This window comes from Acetobacter sp. P1H12_c (genome assembly GCF_018811975.1).
Taxonomy (GTDB): Bacteria; Pseudomonadota; Alphaproteobacteria; order Acetobacterales; family Acetobacteraceae; genus Acetobacter; species Acetobacter persici.
On sequence record NZ_JACRVR010000008.1, the window covers coordinates 20178 to 38033 of the forward strand.

Sequence of the window (17856 nt, forward strand, 5' to 3'; positions counted from 1 at the left end):
CACACCGGTATCCGGCTACGGATACGAAGGGCTTGTTCGTCTTTCCCCTAAGCGCGACGGCATGAAGCCGCCCGGATCGCTCAGGGGCTGATTAGTCGAAGAAGGAGGTCCAGACGCGTGGCCACGCCGCCCGCCTGCGCCGCAGTGCGGCACAGCAGAGACTCGGACGTGAACCAGACGGAATTCATGCGGGGCACAATACAGAGGGATTCTGTAAAAGCAACTCTAGTTTGCGCGCTGTCCGCGCAGGCAATGCAGCGTGTAGAGCATGACCCCCAGCAGCACGGCAGCAAATGTCTGATGCACCGCACCCGCCCAGACGGGCACAACCAGCAGCAGGGTGGTGACGCCCAGCGCATACTGGATCAGCACGGCCCAGCCCAGCAGCATGATGGCATTATGCGCCTTGCTGCCAAGGGTTGTGCTGCGCAGCCCAGCCAGCAGAACCGCGCCAATGCTCAGGGCCGTCAGGGTGGCCAGCAGGCGGTGGTCAAACTGGATGGCGGCTTTGTTGTCCACCAGATTCATCCAGAACGGGGAGAGGCGGGCATACTCAGCCGGAATCAGGTGGCCATCCATCAGCGGGAAGGTGTTGTAGACAAACCCGGCATGGGTGCCCGCCGTAAAGCCACCGGCCACAATGGTAATGCAGATCAGCCCAAGAGCCAGCCAGACCAGCCGCTTTGTCAGCGTGCCGCCGGGGGAGGCTGCCACAGTCTGCGGTGTGGGCCAGCGGATGGACAGTGCCGTCCACAAAATAGCGAGATACAGGGCAAGGGCGGCGCTCAGATGCAGCACCAGCCGCACCGGCTCCACCGCCGTGCTGTCCGGGCGGAAGCCGGAGGCGACCATAAACCAGCCAATGGCCCCCTGCATGGCGCCGAGGATAAAGAACACAAACAGCCGCAGCGCCAGCGCACGGGTAATCATGCCCCGGATGGTAAACCAGATAAGCGGCAGCAGCAGCACAAGGCCCATCAGGCGGCCCCAGAAGCGGTGAATCCACTCCGCCCAGAAAATGCGCTGAAATCCTTCCAGACCGAAGCCTTCATGCTGGAGGTGATATTGCGGGATGGTCTGATACAGCGCGAACAGCCGTTCCCACTCCGCATGAGAAAGAGGAGGGATAAACCCGCTGACGGGCTGCCAGTCCATAATGGACAAGCCAGAGCCGGTCAGCCGCGTCACACCCCCAATGGCGATCATCCCCAGCAGCATGAAGCACAGCAGGAACAGCCAGTTGGAAATCAGGCGGCGATGGTTGGGGGCCATATCGGCATAGCGCGGAAGAGAGGAGGACATGGCACCCTTTGGCCTGTGTTGTGTCTGATAAACGGGGTTTAAACCCTGCTTGCGGCTGGCGGCAAGAAGATGGTACCAGCCGGCAGGATGGAACAGACATCTCCCTCCGCCTCCGGGCCTGTTTTGCGGTTTTTGCGCCCCGCGCTGATGCTGGCCTTTCTGGTGGCCGGTGCGGTGCTGCTGCGCGCCGTACCGGGGCTGCGGCATGTGCTGGACAGTACGGCCCTGCTGCGGGATGGCGTATGGGGGCGCGTGGTGTTTCTGGCGGGGGCCTCTGTCTGGTGTGCGTTTGGCCTGCCACGGCAGGTGGCGGGGTTTGCCGCCGGGCTGGCCTATGGCGCGGTAGAAGGCACGGTAATGATTACCCTGGCCTCCACCGCGGGGTGTGTTGCCGGGTTTTTCTGGGCGCGCTGGGGCGGGCGGCAGTGGGCGCAGGCCCGGCTGGGTGCGCGTTTTGCCCGGCTGGATGCCATGCTGAGCCGCCAGCCGTTTCTGAGTATTCTGACCTTGCGGCTGTTGCCGGTCGGCTCTGCGTTGCTGCTGAATCTTCTGGGCGGTGTTTCCGGCATAGGCGTGCTGCCGTTTGCCGCGGCGACGGTGCTGGGTGGCCTGCCGCAGAATGTGGTGGCGGTGCTGCTGGGGGCCGGAGTACGGCTTGACGCCGTCTGGCAGTTTGTGCTTGGCGGAGGGCTGTTTGTGGCCTCTGGCGTGCTGGGTGTATGGCTGCTGCGCCGGGCGCAGGTTGGCCGTATTGTGCAGGACTCCAGCCAGACGGGTCAGCCTGACGCGTAGGCATTCCGCGCCTGCGGGGCGGCATTACACTGATGCTGCATTTCTGTTCTTCACTTTTCTCTCTGTCCTGTCAGGGCGATGTCCTGTTCAGTTCTTCCTCTGCCCTCTTTTTTCTTTCCGGAGCGCTACGATGGCATCTGCCACCGTCTCACGAGAGCCTGTTTCTGCCATTTTTCCGCAGGGAGTCCCGCGCTGGCTGCCGCTCCTGCTGGGGTTTCTGACCGCTGTTGGCCCCATTTCCACTGATATTTATCTGCCAGCCTTCCCCGCCATGGAGCAGTCGCTTCATACCTCGGCGGGCAATGTGCAGATGACGTTATCCATCTGGTTTGTGGGGCTTGCCATCGGCCAGATTACCATGGGGCCTCTGGCGGACCGGTACGGGCGGCGCTGGCCCATGCTGGCGGGGAATCTGATTTACGGTCTGGCCTCCGCCGTCTGTGCGTTTGCGCCGGATATCATCACCTTTTCCATTGCGCGGTTTGTGGCGTCTATCGGGGCTTCGGCCAGTCTGGTGATCCCGACCGCATGCGTGCGTGATATTGTGCCGGACCGGAATGCCGGGGCCAGAATGTTGTCCCAGCTGGTGATGGTGATGGGCGTTGTGCCGATTCTGGCCCCCATGCTGGGCGGGATGGTTGTGGCCGTTACGTCCTGGCGCATCATTTTCTGGGCTTCGGCAGTGTATGGGCTGCTGTGCGTGGCGCTGGTGCTGTGGGTGCTGCCTGAAACGCTGCCCTACCAGAAGCGCGTCTCCCTCTCCCCCATGACACTCGTCACCCGGTATCTGACCCTGCTGCGGGACCGGTCTTTCAGCTCTCACGCGCTGATCACCGGCTTTTCCACCTTCATGCAGTTCAGTTACCTTACGGCAGCCTCGTTTGTTTTTATCAAGATCTTCGGGTTCACGCCGTTCCGGTTTTCCATGCTGTTTGGCATTTTTTCCGTATTTATGATCGGTGCGTCCCAGCTGAACGGCCTGCTGGTGGGGCGGATCGACTCTGCCCGCCTGCTGGTTATGGCGGTGCTGGTGGCGGTGCTGGGCGGCGCTCTGGTGGTGGCTGTCAGCCTGTGGGGGGATTGGTATGCAGGAGCGGAATGGCGTACCCACTATGAAGTGTGGTTCCTTATTGCCGCGATGGTCCTCACCCTTGCGCCAACGGGTTTTATCTTCCCCAATGGCATGATGGGTGCGCTGGCGGATCATCCCTCTCTGGCAGGGGCGGCTGCGGCTCTGGCGGGCACCATGCAGTATGTGCTGGGCGCGCTGGCCGGTGCGGTACTGGGGATGTTCCCCACAACCTCAGCTCTGCCTATGGCGGGCTGTATGTTTTTGGGTACAGTAATGATGCTGGTCATGTGCGCGCTCCGGCCCGGAGGGTTGCGCAGCACAAGCGGTCAGCAGAGCGACTGAGGCAGATACGGGTGCTGGGCCCTGACGCCGCAGGCAATGGAAGACGGAGCTAGGACGGCATGGCACGGCATCCCGCAAGACGGGCGCATATTCTGGCGCTGATTGGCGCCGGTCTGCTTATTGTCACATTCGGCACAATGGGGATTGAGCTGGGGAATGAAATGGCCCGCCATGGTGATCTGGATCGCCAGAGCACGGCGGCGGGCAGTTACCTGCGCAATCTGCACCATGCCACCAGTGAGGCCCGGATCTGCCATTACGCCTGGCTGGCCAAAGGGCAGGAGCGGGACCAGACCTGTTATGAGCGCGCCATAGCCCAGCTTTCCACGGCCCGGCAGGACTTTACGGGATTTAAGGCCGTCCAGAAGCGGGAAGGCGGGGAACGGTCCGAACCGCTGAACGCGGTGGAAAGTGCCCTGACACAGATTGCAGGCTGGAAAACCGCTGGCGGTGCCATCCCCGAAGGGGGTGAGCAGGTTCTGGGCACGCTGGATGATAATCTGTCTGTGCTCAGCCGCGTCAGCACGCTGGATCAGGCAGACCGTGTGGCCAACATGGTGCGCAATACAAGCTGGCAGCGGCGTCTGGGCCTTCTGGGGATTCTGACGGGTGTTCTCAGCCTGATTTCCGCAGGCTGGGTTCTGGACCGTTCCTCTCTGGCCGCAGCCCGGGCCGAGGCGTCCTCGCGGGATCTGGCGTTGCGTCTGCGCGCCACACTGGACAGCCTCAGTCTGGGGGTTGCCCTGTTCGGGGCGGATGGCCGGCTGTGGCACTGGAACGAGCAGCTGGGCACCGTGCTGGGGCTGGAAAAGGACTTTCTGAAACTCGGCCTGTCCTATGAGGAGCTGAGTGCGGTTCTGGTGGTGGGCGGTGTGCCGCTGCTGGAGCCGTTTGAACATATTGAGGCCAGTCTGCTGAAGGGCGAATCCGCGCCGCCGGTCATGGTGGAATGTCACGGGATTAACGGCGCGGATCTGGAACTGTGCCGCACTTTGTTTTTTGCGCCCGACGGCGCGGCTGAGCGCCGGGGCTTTGTGCTGACGGCGGCGGATATCACGCTGCGCCTGCGCAGTGAGCGCGCTCTGGGTGAAGCTCAGAAACTCCGCGCCCTCGGCCAGCTGACGGCCGGGATCGCGCATGACTTCAAAAATCTGCTCACCGTGATTCTCGGCAATCTGGAACTCGCGGCGGATCATGACCAGCCGGACCATGTGGAGCAGCGGCAGGAATATCTCTCCGCCGCGACCCACGCCGGACGGCGGTCCGAGGCGCTGACAGGCCAGTTGCTCTCCTTCATGCGGCGGCAGAGTTCCACACCGGATTCGCTCTCTCTGGCTGATCTGTTTTCCTTTCTGAGCGGCCTGCTCGGGCGCATTATCGGTTCCCGTATTGTGGTGGAATGTGGGGATGTGTCGGGTGTGTGGTCTGTCCGTGCGGACCCGGCCCAGCTTGAAAGTGCGGTGCTGAACCTCGCCATCAATGCGCGGGATGCCATGCCCAAAGGCGGCCGCCTGCGGATTGCGGCCCGGAATGTGACGTTCTCCGTCAATGCGGACCTTATGAGCCTGCCGGTGGAAGAAGGCCGCACCATGCGTGTGGTGTCTGACCCAACGCCCCTGACTGCCGGGGACTGGGTGCGGCTGGACGTGATTGATAGCGGCTGCGGCATGACGAAGGAGGTGCTGGCGCATCTGTTTGAGCCCTTCTTCACCACCAAAGGGGAAGGGGCAGGCACGGGGCTCGGCATGGCCATGGTTCTGGCATTTTCTCAGCAGGTGCGCGGGCGTGTTGTAGTTGCCACCGGCTCGTCCAGCGGCACGGAAGTCTCTCTGTGGCTGCCACGGGCCGTCACGGATGTGAAAGAGGTCGTGCTGCCTAAATCTCAGCCGGTCGCACAGGTACAGGAGCGTCAGATGCAGGTTCTTGTTGTGGAAGATGATGCCGCGATCCGTGATATTGTTGTCACCATTCTGAGCATGGCCGGGCACCGGGTGCTGGAAGCGGGCGATGGTGAGCAGGCGTTTGACGTTGCCGCGGCGGCCAAAGGGCGGATTGATCTGCTGGTGACGGATATTCAGCTCCCCGGCCCGCTGGATGGGGTCACCCTCTCCCGCGTGCTGGCCGGGCGGGATGCCGGGCTGGCTGTTATCTATATGTCGGGTGAGATTACGGCGGACAGCCCGCCCCCGCCCGGCGCGCTGGAAGGCGCGCGGCTGCTGGCCAAGCCGTTCCGCAGGGACGGGCTGATGCAGGCCGTTACCACGGCGCTGAGTGCGCGGGCGGGAGTCTGACCCCACCGCTTCTCTCTTGCGGAAGGGGGAGGGGCGGGCTAGAGCGAGTGCCGCAAAAAACCATCGGAAAGGACACCACGGGCCATGACGCAGCACGAGGATATCGACCTGAAGCGTTATATTCGGAACATTCCGGATTTTCCGAAACCGGGTATCCTGTTTTACGATATTTCCACGCTGATGCGGGAACCGGATGCCTGGCAGATCGCCATGGGCCGTCTGGCCCGCCAGATTGCACCGTGGGAGCCGGATATGCTGGCCGCCGTGGAATCCCGCGGGTTTCTGACTGCCGCCCCGCTGGCGGACCGCCTTGGCTGCGGGATGCTGATGCTGCGTAAACCGGGCAAGCTGCCGGGTGCGACCATCTCCCATACCTATGATCTGGAATATGGCAGCGATACTCTGCAAATTCAGGCCGACGCCATTAAACCCGGCCAGCGCGTTGTGGTGATGGATGATCTGCTGGCAACAGGCGGCACGCTGGCTGCCTCCGTGACGTTGCTGCAAAAAGCCGGAGCGCAGGTTGTTGGTGCGTCCGTGCTGGTGGAACTGACAGGCCTTGGCGGACGCGCAAAGGTGGACGCTCCGGTGAAGACCCTGCTGTCTTACGAGGACTGATGTTCACGGCGTCTTTCTGGCTTATTATTTTTGGCCGGGACGCCTGCCTGTCAGGCATAGCGGCATAGTTAAGGTGTGAATACGTTTTTGGCCGGGCCTGCGCTATGAACACAGCATGGCAGGTCTTTCCTTAAACGATGTCTGGCTGCGTGCTGCATGAGGCGTGCGGCGCTCCACCCCGGTCAGCTCTGGCAGGCCTGTGCGCAAATTGCGCGCCAGACTCTGCTGGGGTCTGGCCCGCCGCGCAAACTTGACCATTTTCGCTGGCTGTACGCGCCGGACCTCCTCTCTTTTGGCTACGCACTGCGGACCACCATTTCCGCCCTGATCGCCCTGGGCATTGCCCTGTGGTGGGAGCTTGGCAGCCCGCAATGGGCCGCGCTCACGGTCTGGATGGTGGCGCAGGGCACGCGCGGCAAATCCATTGCCAAAGCGCGCTGGCATATGTTCGGCATGGTGGTGGGCACACTCTGCGCCATTGTGCTGGTGGCCTGCATGCCACAGGCCCCGCTGCTCTACCTGTTCTGTCTGGCCGGGGGGATCGGGGCGTTCTGCTTTATCGGCACGCTGCTGCCCGGCCCCGCCGCCATGACTAACTACCGGATTCACGGTATGCGGGCGTCCGGTTTTACCTACGCCATTATTGCGCTGGATGGTGTTCTGGCCCCGGACCATATTTTTGAAATTGCCATGGCGCGCGCTACCTACATCACGCTGGGCATTGTGGTGGAAACCACCATTTCCTCCCTGTTCCAGTATCGGCTGGAAAACCGCGCCAGAAACCGGCTGGCCAGCAATTTTGTGCAGGCGCTGGGCGGGGTAACGCGCACATTGGGGAGCCTGCTGCAAGGGGATAAACACTCCGTCACCACCTCGCCGGAAGTGTTTTCCACCATTCTGACGCTCAGTGATCAGGTCGAGTTTGCCGAAATTGAGATGGGCAAACACAAGCATGAGGGCGACCACGCGCGCGCAGCCCTTGCCGCCATGACAGTCCTGATGTCCCGTGGGCTGGATCTTGCGGCCCTGCTACAGGTGCCGGACAGCAATGGCGGGCATTATCAGCAGACTGCTGCGGATGTGAGCCATTTTTTGCAAACGCTGCCGGGGCGTCTGGATCAGGGGCAGTCCATTACGCCGGTTTTGCAGGATCTGGACGAATTATGTGCCTCCTGCCGCCAGCTTGCGGCCTCCTGTCTGGATGAAGAAATGGTCGCGGCCATGCATGTGCCCGTTGACCGCGCGGAAGAGCGCGTGATCTCCCGGCAGGGCCAGCTTCTGCACAAGCTGGGTGAGATGATGGACGAACTGCGGCTGGCTCTTGAGCAGTTTGATATGAGCCGCAACCCGCAGCCGCATGACCATTTCCGCTACGCCATGCGGACCTACCGGGACTGGCGGATGGCCTTTACCAATAGTCTGCGCGCGTCTGTCACCATTTTCTGTTCCGGGCTGATCTGGGTCGCGACAGCCTGGCCGGATGGCCTGACATTCATGATGTTTGTCTCCATTGTCTGCGCCCTGTTCTCCACGCTGGAGCAGCCTGCCATGGCGACAAAGGCGTTCCTGCACGGCACCATCTGCGTCATCGGCATGTGCGGGCTGCTGGATTTGTGGGTGCTGGCGCAACCCACCACGTATGAGATGCTGGCCCTGTGTCTGGCCGTGCCCATGCTGGTGGGTGGGCTGGCCTTTGCGTATCTGCCGCTTATTCTGGCGGCGGTGGCGTATAACCTGTTCCTGCCTATTCTGGTCGGCCCGCTTAATCAGGGCCGGATGGATGAAATCCTGTATTTCAACACCGCTCTCCCGCTCCTGCTGGCCATGGTGTTTGCGATGTGGATGTACCGGGTATTCCTGCCGTTTGACCCGGACGGCCTGCGATGGGACCTGCGGCTGACCATTCTGCGTTCCCTGCGGCGGCTGGCCAGCCAGCGCGTGCCGGAACTGCCAGCGGAAGTGGTGGGGCGGAGTGTGGACGGGTTTGTGCGCCTGTCCAGCATGACGCCGGATAAAAAATCCTTTGTGCTCAACCGGTATCTGAGCGGCGTGTTGTCCGGCATGACCATCGGGCTGAATGTGCTGCGGCTGCGGGCCATTCTGGCGCAGGGCGTGCTGCCGCCGGGCGCACAGCGCGCCACGCAGGCCATGATGAACCGGATGCAGCGGTTTACAGGCCGGTATGGCGGGCAGTATGGGCGCACAGCCCGCGCCACCCGTCTGGCGGTGGCGTATCTGGTGCAGCGTGAGCAGGTGGAAACAAATCTGTCCGTGCGTGTTGAAATGCTGCGGGCGCTGGCCAGTCTGCGGGTTATTGCCACGGAACTGGAGCAGAATCAGGACTTTTTTGATGCCTCTTCCCCTTATCTCGACAAGGCGTTTTCCTGACCGTGTTTTGACTCTTGCTGTGCCAGCGGGCATGCACGGAGACCCGCCCCGTTTTGGTGCGCTTACGTAAAGAGATATCCTGTTTCTTTCTGTTCAGACGGATCCTGCATAATGACCGCCTCCTCTCAGACGTCATTCTGGCAAGAACAGGCCGACAGCCTGTACCCACGGGTAAGCCATGTTATTCCGGCCATGGAGTGGCCTGCCTTTTCTGAAGATATCGCGGCTATTCTGGCGCTTAAGGAAAAGCATAACGCGGTGATTCTGGCGCATAACTATCAGACGCCGGAAATCTTCCATTGTGTGGCGGATGTCACGGGGGATTCCCTTGCTCTGGCGCGCAAGGCGCAGGAGGTGGAAGCCGATGTGATTGTCATGGCGGGCGTCGCTTTTATGGCGGAAACCGCCAAACTGCTGAACCCTTCCAGAACGGTGCTTCTGCCCTCTGTTGAGGCCGGGTGCTCTCTGGCGGACTCCATCACCGCGGCGGATGTCCGGCTGTTGCGTGCGCGTTATCCGGGCGTGCCGGTGGTGACGTATGTCAACACGTCGGCCGATGTCAAAGCTGAGAGCGATATCTGCTGCACATCCGGCAATGCCCGCAAGGTGATTGAAAGTCTGGGTGTGGATGAAGTGATCATGATCCCGGATGAATTTCTGGCGCAGAATGTTGCGAAGGAAACCGGGGTAAAAATCATCACATGGAAAGGCCATTGTGAGGTGCATGAGCGCTTTACGCCGGAAGAAATCCGCGCATGGCGGGCCGCATATCCTGGCCTTGTTGTGCTGGCGCACCCGGAATGTCCGCCGGAGGTGGTGGCGGAAGCCGATTTTTCCGGCTCGACCGCTGGAATGTCAGACTTTGTGGCGTCCGGTCAGGCCGGGCGTGTGCTGCTGGTGACGGAATGTTCCATGAGCGACAATCTGGCGGTGGACCATCCGGAGGTCGAATTTGTCCGCCCGTGCAATCTGTGCCCGCACATGAAGCACATCACCCTCGCCGCCATCCGGAAGTCACTGGAACAGACGGAAGTGGAAGTTACGGTGGATGCCAGCGTGGCGGACCGTGCCCGCCTGTCGATCGAGCGGATGCTGGCCGTCTGAGGACAGTCTTCCGCCTGCATTTTTAAAAACAGAGAATGAGAACATCATGCTGCCTGCTCTGCCCGATATCATGCTGGAACCGCTGGTGCGGGCCGGATTGCTGGAAGATCTGGGTCGCGGAGGGGATCTGACGACAAACGCGGTGCTGAAAGGCACGGAACGGGTCCGGGTTTCCCTGCGCTGCCGGGAAAAGGGTGTTCTGGCCGGGCTGGATCTGGCCAGACTGTCTTTTCATCTGATGGACCCGTCTTTGCTGTTTGAGCGCCTGAAGATGGACGGCACGCATCTGGAAGCGGGCGATGTGGTGGCCGTGGTGGAAGGGTCTGCCCGGTCCATCCTGACGGGCGAGCGCGTGGGGCTGAATTTTCTCTCACATCTGAGCGGTATTGCCACCGCCACAGCGGCGATTGTGGCCAGTATGGCGGGCACAAAARCCCGGCTGTGCTGCACCCGTAAAACACTGCCCGGCCTGCGGGCGGTGCAAAAATATGCGGTGCGGGCCGGCGGAGGCATCAGCCACCGGATGGGGCTGGATGATGCTATTCTGATCAAGGACAATCATATCGCGCTGGTAGGCAGCGTGCATGAGGCCGTGGCGCGGGCGCGCAAAGCGGCGGGTCATATGGTGAAAATTGAAGTTGAGGTCGATACGCCCGAGCAGTTGCAGGAGGTTCTGGCCGGTGAGCCGGTGGATGCTGTGCTGCTGGACAACATGCCGGTGCCGATGCTGCGCACATGCGTGGAGATGATCAACGGCCGCCTGCTGACGGAAGCCTCGGGCGGCATTACTCCCCAGACCGCCGCGGCCATTGCGCAGGCCGGGGTCGATCTTTTATCCGTTGGCTGGCTGACCCATTCCGTCAAGGCGCTCGATTTCGGTCTGGATTTTGAAAAGAGTCTCTGAAGACCGCCTGAAAAGAAGATCCCCTGAAAATCTGGACAGTTTCACAAAAAAATGATGCTCGGGGCTTGCTGTCTCTCTGCCCTTTCTGACACCCTTGGGGCAGGTTTCGCGTTGGTTTACACTGCGTAGTCCTGATCCCATGGGTGTCCGTGCCGGAACATCATGGGATGATGCCTGAGAAACGAGAGGCCGCCTTTTATGTCTGAGTCCTTAACCCCTGCATCATCCTGCCCGGCGGAAGACTGGTCGGACTCCCGTGTGCGGGTTTTCCTGCGTGAGATGTTTGATGCTGCGGTGGCGAGCGCCAGCCCGTTTGAGGTTCTGGCACGGTTTTTGCCGGAAAAGCCTGCAGGGCGCTGCATTGTGGTCGGTGCTGGCAAAGCGGCGGCCTCCATGGCCGCAGCACTGGAAGCCGCATGGCCGGATGTGTCGTTGGAAGGGGTAGTGGTCACGCGCGACGGACATGCCATGCCCACGCGGTCCATCCGCGTTCTGGAGGCCTCCCACCCTGTGCCGGATGAACGGAGTGAGCAGGCTGCGCGGGATATTCTGAACACCGTCAAAGGGCTGGGGGCGGATGATCTGGTTATTGCGCTGATTTCCGGCGGCGGGTCCGCCCTGCTGGCTCTGCCTGCCGAGGGCATCACGCTGGATGAAAAAAAGCAGATTGCCCGCACGCTCCTCCATTCCGGCGCGACCATTACGGAAATGAATACCGTGCGCCGCCATCTCTCGGCTATTAAAGGTGGCCGTCTGGCGCAGGCCGCCTACCCCGCGCGGGTGGCAACTCTCGTGATTAGTGATGTCCCGGGGGATGATCCGGCGGTGATTGCCAGCGGCCCGACCGTGCAGGATGAAACAACGGCGGAGGATGCGCTGCGGATTATCCGTAAATATGACATCACTTTGCCGCCCGCTGCGCAGGCCCTGCTCCAGCGTGAGGCCGGGGCAGACCGTCAGGCCCCCCCGCCGGTTGCTGAGCGCAACAGCCTGACGATGATCGCAACCCCGTTCTTCGCGCTGGAAGCCGCAGCAGACGTCGCGCGCCGGGCAGGGGTCACACCCATTATTCTGGGGGATGCGCTGGAAGGGGAAAGCAGTTCTGCCGGAATTCTGTTCTCCGGTATGGCGCGCTCCGTCCGGCAGCACGGTCAGCCCGTGGCGGCCCCGGCTGTGCTGCTCAGCGGTGGGGAGACGACCGTTACCATCCGGTCCGGTGAAAAACCGGGCAAGGGGGGGCGTAATACGGAATTTCTGCTGGCCTGCGCGCAGAGTCTGGCCGGAGAACCGGGGATCTGGGCGCTGGCGGGGGATAGTGATGGTATTGACGGCACGGAAGATGCCGCTGGGGCCCTGATCGGCCCCCACACACTGGCTCGTGGCACCGCTATGGGCCTGAGTGCCGAAGATTTTCTCAAACGGCACGACAGCTACAGCTATTTTAAAGAGCTGGATGACCTCGTGATGACCGGCCCGACACTGACGAATGTCAACGACATTCGTCTGGTTCTGGTTCTGTAAGTCTGGCTCTGGCTCTGGCTCTGGCTCTGGCTCTGGCCGGGGTGGGGCGGGCGGTCCATCCGCCCGCCCGTCCGTCCGGAATTATTCGTGCCGGAGGGTCACAACCAGCACATCCCGGTAGGCCGGGCGGTCGGGATTCACCGGCTGGACGGGGGTCACGCCGTGATACACCCGGCTGTCATTCACCAGTGCGGTGTCCATCGGGTCCGTCAGGGTAAAACTGCCGACTGTCTGGCGGTTGAGGTCATGGATTGTGGTCTCACCGCGCGCAATGTTTTCCCGGCGCACCATCATGACGCACACCCAGTCCACCCCGTCCCGGTGCAGTCCTTCCGGCGTGGGGCGACCGGCTGAATCCGGGCTGGCCTCAATCCGGAACTGATGCACTTCCGCATGCCAGGCCACGGGGCGCTGGTCCTGCGGGGTGAGATCATCCGCAATATGCTGCGTCAGGCGCAGGATGGCCCGCAGCGCCGGATGCTCGCCAATGGCGGGGGTAATGGCTTTAAACCAGCGTTCAATCCCGCCATTGAGCGTGTTGTAATCGCGGCTCTGATAATGCGGCTGGTGAGGTTTGCGGAGGATCTGCTCTTCCGTCAGCGTAAAAGTCGCGTGGCGGCGGCGGCGGTAGCGGCCACCATCCGCCATATAGCGGTCTACCCCCAGATGGTTCCAGCTTTCCGCAAACTCCTCCCATCGTTCCATCCCGAACTGTTCCAGAAGCGGGCGCACGGCCGCAGCCTGCTCATAGGCAAAGCCGTTCTGGCCGAGCGGCGCTTCAAGGGCTTCCAGCGGTTTTAAGGCTGCTGGCGGGAGGGCGTGCGGAAGGGTGTCAGGCATGGGGCGGACCTTCTCCAAAAGCAGCAGCCGGGGAGCTTTCATCTTCAGGCTTTTGCAGGCCTGCGTCAGATTTTTCTGCGGCTTCAATCGCCTGTGCATCCGCAGCGGAGGGCTGGGAGGCTGGCTGAGGCACAGGCTGTGCTGTGCCGGGTCTGGGTTGCGGGGCATGGGCTGTGGCGGGCACCAGCGCATCCGGCACATCATCCACAGCAAGATGCATGCTGTTGCCCGGCGGCGTGGTGTAATAGGAGGTTGGTGTGTAGAACTTCACGCCAGCATCCACCATCAGGTTGGCCAGACGGCGGTAGAACTCGCGCTGCACCTTCCACTTCATCATCGGTGCGGTCTTGATAGCCCCGACCAGAACCGCGCCGTTGCTGTCCGTTTTATCAACCCCCAGATCCGCATAGTCCGAGAAGATCATGTGGCTGAAGGCGTCCTCTTTGCGCATCTGGGCCACAACGCTGGCCATCAGCTTGGCAACCTTGACGGAATCCTCGCTCAGATCCAGCACCTGTTTGACGATAATCTGGTTAAAGCCGCGGCCCGTATTGGCAATGGAGGTCACGGAGGAGAAGGGGATGATGTGCAGGTCCCCGTCAATGGAGCGCACCCGCAGTGTGCGGATGGACAGATGTTCCACCGTGCCGGACACGCCGCCCGTGGTGACCCAGTCCCCCACCTGAATGGCATCTTCCGCCAGCATGAAGAACCCGGTGATAACGTCCTTCACCAGACTTTGTGAACCAAACGACAGACCCACACCCATAATCCCGGCACCGGTCAGCAGCGGGGTCACGTTAATACCAATCTGTGAGAGCGTGGTGACGGACACCACGATGATGATGATGGCCAGCAGCACAGTGCGGATAATGGGCAGCACCGTGCGCAGACGCGTTGCGCGGGAGGCCTGAGAGGAGGACGTGTAGCGGTCAATCTGCTTGTTCAGCAGGCCATTGATCACTTCCCAGGCCAGAGCGGCAATTGTAGCCCCGATAGCCAGACTGAGTGCTGCGCCGACAAGCCGGGAGCCAAGGGGTGAGTGGAAGAAGAACTGGAAGCTCGGCAGGCCCCAGCTCTGCGTGATGATCACACACGTCATGAACGCGATCACAATAGTCAGCGCACGGCGCACAAACGGGTAATAGTAGTCCGCCCGTTTCTGGAGGCCGGGATATTCGGCTTCCACGGCCTCACTGACGCGGAACAGACGGTCCTGCATGCCGTAAGCCAGCACGGCCACCAGCCGGGAGAGCACCAGAAAGGCAAAGGTCATGCCCGTGCCGCGCAGAATCCACTGATACCCGCCCTTGAGATGGGCCGCCCAGACAAACCACAGCGCGATATCCAGAAACAGCACCGGAATCCACCAGAAGCGCGCCAGCGTGCCCACAAAGGCCCAGAAGGCTTTTTTGCGCATGGCATCAGACGGCTGGAGCGCATTGGCTACAATATGGCGTACACGCCAGATAAAGGCGGCAATCAGCAGATGCTGGATGAGCACCACGGCGCGCAGCATGGCTTCTGTGCCGCGGGGGGCCATATTGAACTCGCTGCCCAGCGTGGACAGGCAGATCACCAGTGAGGGCGCTGCGACCAGCACGTTCCACCAGCGGGTGAGCATCCGGGCTGTTTCATCTCTGGCGGGGGCCAGACGGATCGCGGGAGAGCGCGGGGCCAGAGCCGTTTCCACCAGCAGATACAGGCAGCGGGCAATGACATACGCATTGGTCAGCGTGATGGTGACGATACTGGCCTGCTGGGTGGTGGTCAGGAATTCCGCCCCCAGATAGCCCAGCCCGAAAAAGACGGCCACGGGCAGAAGTTTGAGCAGGAAATGCAGGATATTGTAGGGCACACGGATGAGGTAGCGCATGACCTCATTGCGTCGCCGCTGGTCATCCGCACGGGTCTTGGTGTTGTCCCCATCCGGGGTGGAGGTGGCAGCCTGCACATTTTCCACCGCAACGGCGGCATCCTGCTTCCGCTCACGCGCTTCCGCATGGGCCGTGACGGCATTCAGCGGCTTTTTGAGCAGCATGCTGGAGACGCGCTCCAGCGCGAGTGCCACCAGCATGATGATCAGAGCACGGCTGAAGGCATCAATCAGCGTCTGACGGGACTGCGGATTACTGATCTGCTGATGGAACCAGAACCCGACGGATCTGAGGTCCTTGAACAGGGCGGTAAAGTTCTGCGTGTAGCCGTGCAGGGAGCTTGTCAGGCTGTCCAGTTCAGAATGGACATCACTATCAATCACCGCGGTCGGGGTATCTTTTTTGGCGGCTGGTGCGGCGGGCTGCGCAACGGGGAGCCCTTTGGCCATCAGCGTCAGGGTATTGGTGAAATCCTGCCGCTTCTTTGGGTCATTCAGAACGCTGAGGAGCTGCTCCGCATCCTGACGGCTGAGCGTGCCGGCCGGAGAGGGCGCTGGCGTGGCGGCGGGGGCAGCAGCGGTTTCCGCCGCCAGAGCCTGACTGGTCAGCCGGGGCGCAATCCCGAACACCAGAAGACAGATAAAGCAGAGCCCGAGGGCAAATCTGACCGGGGAGAAAAGGGGAGAAGCCGTGGAGGCTCGGGTCGTGCTCTGGTGCAGGCTCTCTGCCGCCATAACGTGCCGTATCCTTGTTGAAAATATCGATCAGGAAAGGGGCACAGTACGGCCCCATGCGTAAAAGGAAGGGTAAGGGGCAAATCTGGCAGCATCAAGAGGCACCCGGAGCAGACGGGCTGGCCGCCAGACGGGGGGCTTACATCCGGCGGTCGAACGTGACGATCTGGCTGTTTTCTGCACGCAGGACCAGCGTTCCGGCAATCAGGTCATGCAGCCCCTGCTTGTGGCGCGTAAAGGCCACCATCAGCACACCAATATGGAGGATGGGGAAGGAAATAAGCGCCTTGATCAGGAAACGCACAGTCGCCCGGCCAATGGAAATCCGGTCGCCCTGAAGCGTGGTGACTTCAAGCTGGCAGAGCCGCTTGCCCGGTGTTGCGCGGAAGCGGGAGGATTCAAACAGGATGAAATACAGCGCGGGCACCAGCGCCATCAGCAGGCCCGGCAGGTGCCAGTTGCCGACCTGAATATGCGGGATCAGGACGGAAATGGTGTCGGGCTGCACGCGCTGCGCGATATCCACCACATCGACCGTCTGGCCGGTGCTGTCCGGAACAGGCAGTTCCTCCCACTTCACCCTGAAGTCCGGCAGGATGAAATAGCCCAGCACGGTATCCACGGTTGTGAGAATGATGCTGTCAATCAGGAACGCCCAGACGCGCCACCAGAACCCGGCATAAATCCAGACAGGGCGGCCATCACCCGCTGTGGCAAAGCTAGCCCCGGCCTGTGTGCCGGATGGTTGCCCCCAGCCGGGAGGAAAAGCGGAAGAGGACATCAGCTCTGTTCCTTAAAGCGTAATCAGCTCCGGTAGGATCCGTTGATATCGATGTAACCGTGGGTCAGGTCACAGCTCCACGCACGGGCGGTGCCGTTCCCAAGGCCAAGATCCACAGCGATGTCGATCTCATGGCCCTTCATGTGGGCGACAACCGGTGTTTCATCATAGCCGGGCACAACCGTGCCGTCACGCGCAATGCAGACGCCGCCGATGGAAACGGAAAGCGTGTCCCGGTCCGCGGGTTCCCCGCATTTACCAACGGCCATGACAATGCGGCCCCAGTTGGCGTCTTCCCCCGCGACGGCGGTTTTTACCAGCGGGGAATTCCCGATCGCCATAGCGATGCGCCATGCGGAGTCGTCCGAGACGGCACCGCTCACGCTGATGGTCATGAGCTTGGTGGCGCCTTCTCCGTCCCGGATCACAAGCTGGGCCAGATCATGCAGCACGCCCTGAAGAGCCTCGCGGAAGTCCGTCAGGGCTTCCGCATTGGCCTGTGTGCTGGCGGATAATTCATCATTCCCGGCGGCGCCGGTGGCAAACAGCAGCACCATGTCCGAGGTGGAGGTGTCTGAATCAACCGTGATGCAGTTGAAGGTTGTTTTAACACCCTGAGAGAGCAGGGCCTGTAGCACGGGGGCCGGGAGGGCGGCATCGGTCGCAACAAAAGCCAGCATGGTGGCCATGTCCGGAGCGACCATGCCGCTGCCTTTGGCAATGCCCTGAATAAGAACATCCGTGCCATTAAGTTTTGCGGTGCGGACGGCTGCTTTGGGGAAGGTGTCCGTGGTCATGATGCCACGGGCCGCGGCTTCCCACCCGGTAGCGGACAGAGTCTCATGTAGGGCCGGGAGGGCCGCCGTCATGCGCTCATGCGGCAGAATTTCCCCAATGACGCCGGTGGAGGCCAGATAGACGGCCTGCGGGGTGCAGCCCGCCAGCAGAGCCGTGGCCTCGGCTGTGGCTTTACAGGTTTCACGCCCTGCCCGACCGGTAAAGACGTTGGCGTTCCCGGCATTGACCACAAGGGCGCGGGCTTCCCCCGTGGGGAGGATATCGCGGCACCAGTCAACCGGGGCACCGGGGCATTTGGAGCGGGTAAAAACACCGGCTACCGTGGTGCCGGGTACAAATTCGGCCAGAACGAGGTCAGTCCGGCCTTTGTAACGAATACCGGCTTCCGCCGCGCCAAGACGCACCCCGCGCACCTCCTTCAGTTCCGGAAGAGGCAGAGCGAGGGGAGAGACGGGAAGAGCGTGCGCCATAACGCGGAAGTCCTTGGAAGCG

13 protein-coding genes are annotated in these 17856 nt (G+C 61.7%); 8 read left to right on the forward strand and 5 right to left on the reverse strand.

Annotation, left to right across the window (positions count from 1 at the left end):
* Positions 1 to 225 precede the first annotated feature (225 nt).
* Positions 226 to 1272 (reverse strand): COX15/CtaA family protein, encoded by a 1047-nt coding sequence (locus KP699_RS06745; RefSeq protein ID WP_212375777.1) that lies wholly within the window; start codon positions 1270 to 1272, stop codon positions 226 to 228.
* Between the two features lie 117 nt (positions 1273 to 1389).
* On the opposite strand from KP699_RS06745, the gene KP699_RS06750 reads away from it, so the two are divergent.
* The 8 genes from KP699_RS06750 to KP699_RS06785 all read left to right on the forward strand — a co-directional run bounded on the left by KP699_RS06750 (position 1390) and on the right by KP699_RS06785 (position 12334).
* Complete coding sequence (locus KP699_RS06750; RefSeq protein ID WP_215762068.1) at positions 1390 to 2094, forward strand: TVP38/TMEM64 family protein; 705 nt, start codon at positions 1390 to 1392, stop codon at positions 2092 to 2094.
* Between the two features lie 130 nt (positions 2095 to 2224).
* Positions 2225 to 3508 (forward strand): multidrug effflux MFS transporter, encoded by a 1284-nt coding sequence (locus tag KP699_RS06755; protein ID WP_025827105.1) that lies wholly within the window; start codon positions 2225 to 2227, stop codon positions 3506 to 3508.
* Between the two features lie 59 nt (positions 3509 to 3567).
* Positions 3568 to 5799 (forward strand): ATP-binding protein, encoded by a 2232-nt coding sequence (locus tag KP699_RS06760; protein WP_215762069.1) that lies wholly within the window; start codon positions 3568 to 3570, stop codon positions 5797 to 5799.
* 84 nt (positions 5800 to 5883) lie between these two features.
* Positions 5884 to 6417, forward strand: a complete 534-nt coding sequence (locus tag KP699_RS06765; protein ID WP_077930816.1) for an adenine phosphoribosyltransferase — start codon at positions 5884 to 5886, stop codon at positions 6415 to 6417.
* 156 nt (positions 6418 to 6573) lie between these two features.
* Positions 6574 to 8805, forward strand: a complete 2232-nt coding sequence (locus KP699_RS06770) for an FUSC family protein (RefSeq protein WP_086656303.1) — start codon at positions 6574 to 6576, stop codon at positions 8803 to 8805.
* Between the two features lie 111 nt (positions 8806 to 8916).
* Positions 8917 to 9909, forward strand: coding sequence for a quinolinate synthase NadA (nadA, locus tag KP699_RS06775; RefSeq protein WP_215762070.1), 993 nt, complete (start codon positions 8917 to 8919; stop codon positions 9907 to 9909).
* 46 nt (positions 9910 to 9955) lie between these two features.
* A complete protein-coding gene (gene nadC / locus KP699_RS06780) occupies positions 9956 to 10813 on the forward strand; it encodes a carboxylating nicotinate-nucleotide diphosphorylase (protein ID WP_215762071.1) in 858 nt (285 codons plus the stop codon).
* 279 nt (positions 10814 to 11092) lie between these two features.
* Positions 11093 to 12334 carry a glycerate kinase gene (locus KP699_RS06785; protein WP_252346853.1) on the forward strand — a complete coding sequence of 414 codons (1242 nt, stop codon included), beginning with the start codon at positions 11093 to 11095 and terminating at the stop codon, positions 12332 to 12334.
* Between the two features lie 81 nt (positions 12335 to 12415).
* Here KP699_RS06785 and KP699_RS06790 read toward each other — a convergent pair whose 3' ends face one another.
* The 4 genes from KP699_RS06790 to argJ form a co-directional block, all read right to left on the reverse strand.
* Entirely contained in the window at positions 12416 to 13174 is a 759-nt protein-coding gene (locus KP699_RS06790) for a 2OG-Fe dioxygenase family protein (RefSeq protein ID WP_215762073.1), read from the reverse strand.
* Positions 13167 to 15785: a mechanosensitive ion channel domain-containing protein gene (locus KP699_RS06795; RefSeq protein ID WP_215762074.1), complete on the reverse strand. Its 2619-nt coding sequence runs from the start codon at positions 15783 to 15785 to the stop codon at positions 13167 to 13169. The genes KP699_RS06790 and KP699_RS06795 overlap by 8 nt, the downstream gene beginning before the upstream one ends.
* A 139-nt stretch (positions 15786 to 15924) precedes the next feature.
* Complete coding sequence (locus KP699_RS06800; RefSeq protein ID WP_212375731.1) at positions 15925 to 16566, reverse strand: RDD family protein; 642 nt, start codon at positions 16564 to 16566, stop codon at positions 15925 to 15927.
* Positions 16567 to 16589: 23 nt separating this feature from the next.
* Complete coding sequence (argJ, locus tag KP699_RS06805; RefSeq protein ID WP_215762075.1) at positions 16590 to 17834, reverse strand: bifunctional glutamate N-acetyltransferase/amino-acid acetyltransferase ArgJ; 1245 nt, start codon at positions 17832 to 17834, stop codon at positions 16590 to 16592.
* Positions 17835 to 17856: the final 22 nt, after the last annotated feature.

Excerpts from the sequence above, each read along its gene's own strand:
- KP699_RS06745 (WP_212375777.1), bottom strand. The coding sequence starts at position 1,272 with ATGGCCCCCAACCATCGCCGCCTGATTTCCAACTGGCTGTTCCTGCTG.
- KP699_RS06750 (WP_215762068.1), top strand. The coding sequence starts at position 1,390 with ATGGAACAGACATCTCCCTCCGCCTCCGGGCCTGTTTTGCGGTTTTTG.
- KP699_RS06755 (WP_025827105.1), top strand. The coding sequence starts at position 2,225 with ATGGCATCTGCCACCGTCTCACGAGAGCCTGTTTCTGCCATTTTTCCG.
- KP699_RS06760 (WP_215762069.1), top strand. The coding sequence starts at position 3,568 with ATGGCACGGCATCCCGCAAGACGGGCGCATATTCTGGCGCTGATTGGC.
- KP699_RS06765 (WP_077930816.1), top strand. The coding sequence starts at position 5,884 with ATGACGCAGCACGAGGATATCGACCTGAAGCGTTATATTCGGAACATT.
- KP699_RS06770 (WP_086656303.1), top strand. The coding sequence starts at position 6,574 with ATGAGGCGTGCGGCGCTCCACCCCGGTCAGCTCTGGCAGGCCTGTGCG.
- nadA (WP_215762070.1), top strand. The coding sequence starts at position 8,917 with ATGACCGCCTCCTCTCAGACGTCATTCTGGCAAGAACAGGCCGACAGC.
- KP699_RS06785 (WP_252346853.1), top strand. The coding sequence starts at position 11,093 with ATGTTTGATGCTGCGGTGGCGAGCGCCAGCCCGTTTGAGGTTCTGGCA.
- KP699_RS06790 (WP_215762073.1), bottom strand. The coding sequence starts at position 13,174 with ATGCCTGACACCCTTCCGCACGCCCTCCCGCCAGCAGCCTTAAAACCG.
- KP699_RS06795 (WP_215762074.1), bottom strand. The coding sequence starts at position 15,785 with ATGGCGGCAGAGAGCCTGCACCAGAGCACGACCCGAGCCTCCACGGCT.
- KP699_RS06800 (WP_212375731.1), bottom strand. The coding sequence starts at position 16,566 with ATGTCCTCTTCCGCTTTTCCTCCCGGCTGGGGGCAACCATCCGGCACA.
- argJ (WP_215762075.1), bottom strand. The coding sequence starts at position 17,834 with ATGGCGCACGCTCTTCCCGTCTCTCCCCTCGCTCTGCCTCTTCCGGAA.